At 50.0% G+C, this 3,063-nt stretch carries 2 protein-coding genes; both read right to left on the bottom strand.

Translation table 11 applies throughout. The annotated features are described in order from the left end of the window. On the bottom strand, positions 1 to 1,398 hold a 1,398-nt coding region (gene asnS / locus J1785_RS02020; protein WP_217218690.1), incomplete at its 3' end, for an asparagine--tRNA ligase. Positions 1,399 to 1,655: 257 nt separating this feature from the next. Next, the gene (gene pncB / locus J1785_RS02015) at positions 1,656 to 2,861 is read right to left on the bottom strand and encodes a nicotinate phosphoribosyltransferase (RefSeq protein WP_217139101.1); all 1,206 of its coding nucleotides are present in this window, start codon (positions 2,859 to 2,861) and stop codon (positions 1,656 to 1,658) included. Positions 2,862 to 3,063: the final 202 nt, after the last annotated feature.

Here is a 3,063-nt window from a genome sequence, read left to right as displayed (position 1 = left end):
GAAGGTTGCATTACGTGGGGTACGCGGGAACGGGATCACGTCACGCACGTTTTGAACACCGGTCACATAGGCGACTAAACGTTCAAAACCGAGGCCGAAACCTGAATGCGGAACAGTACCGTAGCGACGAAGATCGCGATACCACCAGTAATCTTCTTTATTCAGTCCCATTTCAGCCATACGGGCGTCCAGAACATCCAGACGTTCTTCACGCTGAGAGCCACCAATAATCTCGCCGATGCCCGGAGCCAGAACATCCATTGCTGCGACGGTTTTACCATCTTCATTCATACGCATATAAAAAGCTTTAATATCTTTCGGATAGTTTTTAACCACTACCGGCGCTTTGAAATACTGTTCTGCAAGATAACGTTCATGCTCAGAAGAAAGATCGACGCCCCATGAAACCGGGTTTTCGAATTTCTGACCACAATTCATTAATATTTCTACTGCGTCGGTATAGTCCACCTGGGCGAAATCGGATGTTACAAATCGCTCCAGGCGCGCAACAGCATCTTTGTCTACACGGTCAGCGAAAAAGGCCATATCATCTGCACGTTCGTCTAAAACGGCTTTGAAAACATATTTAAGCATATTTTCGGCCAGTGCTGCGATGTCATCCAACGTGGCAAATGCGACTTCCGGTTCTACCATCCAGAATTCCGCAAGGTGACGGCTGGTGTTAGAGTTTTCTGCACGGAAAGTCGGACCGAAGGTATAAACTTTTGACAGCGCACAGGCATAAGTTTCGCCGTTCAGCTGGCCGGACACCGTCAGGAATGCTTCTTTGCCGAAGAAATCTTCGCTGAAGTCAATTTCGCCTTTGTCGGTACGCGGCAGGTTTTGCAAGTCCAGGGTGGATACGCGGAACATCTCACCTGCACCTTCGGTATCGGAGGCTGTGATCAGCGGTGTGGATACCCAGAAATAACCGTTTTCATGATAGAAACGGTGAATGGCCTGGGAGAGGGTGTTGCGCACACGGGCAACAGCACCGATCAGGTTGGTGCGCGGGCGAAGGTGAGCCACTTCACGCAGGTATTCGATGCTGTGGCGTTTTGCCGCCATCGGATAAGTATCAGGGTCATCCACCCAGCCAACAACTTTGACGTTCGTTGCCTGCAGCTCAAAACTCTGGCCTTCGCCAGGTGAGGCGACAACAGTACCGGTCACTTCTACTGAACAACCCGTCGTCAGACGTAATACATCTTCCTGATAATTGGGCAGAGAATTATTGATGACGGCCTGTAAAGGATTAAAGCAGGAGCCGTCATAAACGGCGACGAATGAGATACCAGCTTTAGAATCTCTCCGGGTACGTACCCAACCGCGTACGGTGACTTCACTGTCAACCGCAGCACGGCCTTGCAGTACGTCGACTACAGGCACAACGCTCATAGATTTCTCTCTTTCTTTATATATGTTGGCTAAGAAATATTGGACACCCTGTAAATAGGGATTTTGCTATGTTACTTAGGCTTTCTCAGGACACAAGCAGAAATCGTCGTCAGCGGCCAAGAATTGTGGCGCAAATGCAGGGAACGGGGGCAAATATTGAGAGGGTGAATAAAAGCCGAGCAGAATTAGATCGCAACTATATAAAGGAAAGAAATCCGAATAAAGCGCCGGATGCATTTCCGGCACTTTAGGGAGAGTCAGGAAGCTTTTTTCACCAGCGGCAGATCGAAAGCTTTACGCAGGGCCTGAACAAAAGCTTTATCCTGACACATTGTTTTGCCCGGGCTGTCCGAAAGTTTCGCGACAGGTTTGCCATTGCACTGCACCAGCTTAATGACAATATTCAGCGGCTTCACGTCCGGAATATTACATGTCAGGCGCGTACCAATTCCGAATATCAGATTCACCCGTTGATGGAAATGGCGATACAGATGTAACGCTTTGTCCAGATCAAGATTGTCGGAGAACACCAGCGTTTTGGTCATCGGGTCGATATCCAGAGACTGATAATGCGCTATCGCTTTTTCGCCCCATTCAAACGGATCCCCGGAATCATGGCGCAGCCCCTGGTAGGCATGAGCGAATTTGCTGCCGAAATCACGCAGGAAAGCATCCATCGTTATGCAGTCGGTGAGGGCAACTCCCAGTTGATCCGGATATTCATCCAGCCAGGCCTGCAACGCCGCACGCTGGCTGTTAGCCAGCACCGGGCTGATTTGCTGATGCGCCTGGAACCATTCATGAGCTTGTGTGCCGACCGGTGTCAGCTGCAATTTATGTGCTAAATCGTAGTTACTGGTGCCGACCAGATAAGGGAATTCATTTTTCAGCGTGCTGACGATGGCTTCCTGAACGTCACCGGAAAAACGTCGACGCGTGCCAAAATCCATCAGACGGAACGCGCGGAGATCAATATCGGCAGCCTGTTGTTTAAAACTGGCGAGGTTTTTACGCAACTGATCCACCGCCATTTGCGCTGTTACGTGTGGTGAGCGCTGGCGATGGACAACTTCACTGATGACCGCGAGCAGCGGCACTTCCCACATGATCACTTCACGCCACGGGCCCTCGATGCGCACATGTAAATGTCCGTTGCGATCGGAAACCATGACATGTTCAGGATTGTAGCGGAAGATTTTCAGCCAGTTCAGGTAATCCTGCGTGAAGAAAGGCAGACCTGAAAGGTAGGTGAACTCGTCGTCCGTCAGCGCCAGCTGACTCATCATCTGAATTTGCTGGCGGATCTCGCTGGCGTATTCGCCCAGCAGTTCATCACCACGACAACGGAACTCGGCCACGACGCTGATGTTGCGGTAGCGATGGTAGACTGCTTGCTGCATATGAAGCTTGTAGGCATCGGTATCTAACAGCGAAGTCAAAATCGGGGAGGCGTATGAAGTCATAGCGCGTTTACAGCATCCTCGTCAGAAACTGAGTGTTTGAACACAAACAACCGTTCCGTAAAAAAAACGTTCGGGATAAAACAGCAAAGTCTGTGAAGTATACCGTATTATCCCGTCAAAGAACCCTCATCACATCATAATTGTCAGGGACTGGTCGAGGCCTAAATGTGCTTAACCATAGGTAATATGGGCAATCTGGCGA

The sequence above is a fragment of the Rahnella perminowiae genome, assembly GCF_019049755.1.
Taxonomy (GTDB): domain Bacteria; phylum Pseudomonadota; class Gammaproteobacteria; order Enterobacterales; family Enterobacteriaceae; genus Rahnella; species Rahnella perminowiae.
The sequence above is the reverse complement of the archived record's forward strand: the minus strand, read 5'-3'. Positions and strand labels throughout refer to the sequence as shown.

What these genes read in the sequence shown, in the direction of transcription:
- pncB (WP_217139101.1), bottom strand. Translation starts at nt 2,861, where the DNA reads ATGACTTCATACGCCTCCCCGATTTTGACTTCGCTGTTAGATACCGAT.